The following is a 1415-nucleotide window of genomic DNA, read 5'->3' on the forward strand; positions in this document are numbered from 1 at the left end:
TCAGATTAATCTGATGCAAAACTAAAAATTCAAGTCCGTTCGCTCTAAAAACGTCTGTAATTAACTAAATTTCAAATATTTCAAAGAACTTTTTTTAGATTTTAATGGGACAGTAATGTAATAATATCTAAAATAACTCATAATAATTTCTCTATGAAATAATGATGCCAATTCTCATTTTTAGCGATCCGCTTTGCCGGATTTGCAGAATTTAAGTTCAAAGTGCCAGTACGGATTTACCTAAGGTGATCTTCGATTGTAATCCGCGCTTTTTGGCTTAGGATTTGGCTCCGCCGATCTTCGATTTTAATCCTGTTTCTTTAAACAAACGCTATACTCACCAACCCTTTCTATCCAGCATAATCCCGGGCTGAACTATACAAATAATCAACCGGGTTTGATACTATTTCTGCCCCGCTCTGAAATATGTACTTTATTAAACAGATTTTATGTAAAAAAATAAATTATTAACCCCTACTCTGTTTGTATTGCGTATTCATAAAAACGAACTTCTTTGTGGTTGTCAACACTTAATTTAAGCCATCCAATTATGTATTCATCTTCTATGGTTTTTTTTAGTAGTATGTATTTAAAATGCATGTTATTCCAATTACCTTTTAAAATTGAATGTTCCACATACGACTTTTCCCATTCAAAAATTGAATGATCAAAGTATGATAAAATTAAGTCCTCACTTAACCATGATTCGGCATTAGTTAATGTGTCACCTTTTGAATATACCTTTGGATATGAAAATTTTTCCAGATTATAAATTGAATCTTTATCAACATTAGAGCAAGTGTAAGAAGAGTAATTATTATGGTATACCAAAGAGTAGGTTGAATCATTGATATAATTCTGACATTTGAATATAGTATCAAACATCTCTATCGTTGACATTTGAAAATCCGAATTTAGACAGCTAATTCGAGATATTTGAGCATTTGTTCCTCCATTAGAATAATAATCGCCACTATATAATCCAATATCATGTGTGCCATCACCATCAATGTCAAATCTGAACCATCCCGATTGATACCAGGGTGCAATGATAATCTCGGGTGAATCAAAAGTTGTAATTCTGATATATTCGACCTCTTCTCCAATAACCATCCTCCTTACTTCAGAATTTATGCAACTTGAATCTTCCTTACTAACAAAATTTGAATCAATTATATTATCTGTGTTACTAGGTGCAATGGGGGCTTTTATACAGTTACCAAGTACTCCTAGAATAAAGAAGGTCAGAACTAATATTTTGACTGAATTCTTCATAGTTGATTAAGATTTTGAGACTAATTTCGGGTTTCTAATTTGTTTATAACGGAAAATTGTTTGTTACGTAAGGGTTTGCGTGTGATTCTCTGTCCGGGTACGGACGAGAGAATGAGCGGAAAGCCGCTGCTGGCATACCA

1 protein-coding gene is annotated in these 1415 nt (G+C 32.9%); it reads right to left on the bottom strand.

From position 1 onward, the window contains the following. Nucleotides 1-474: 474 nt before the first annotated feature. Nucleotides 475-1275, bottom strand: a complete 801-nt coding sequence (locus FHS86_RS19145; protein WP_429417686.1) for a hypothetical protein — start codon at nucleotides 1273-1275, stop codon at nucleotides 475-477. Nucleotides 1276-1415: the final 140 nt, after the last annotated feature.

Origin of the sequence: Roseimarinus sediminis (genome assembly GCF_050433125.1) — a bacterium.
GTDB lineage: Bacteria > Bacteroidota > Bacteroidia > Bacteroidales > Prolixibacteraceae > Roseimarinus > Roseimarinus sediminis.

What these genes read in the sequence shown, in the direction of transcription:
- FHS86_RS19145 (WP_429417686.1), bottom strand. Translation starts at nt 1,275, where the DNA reads ATGAAGAATTCAGTCAAAATATTAGTTCTGACCTTCTTTATTCTAGGA.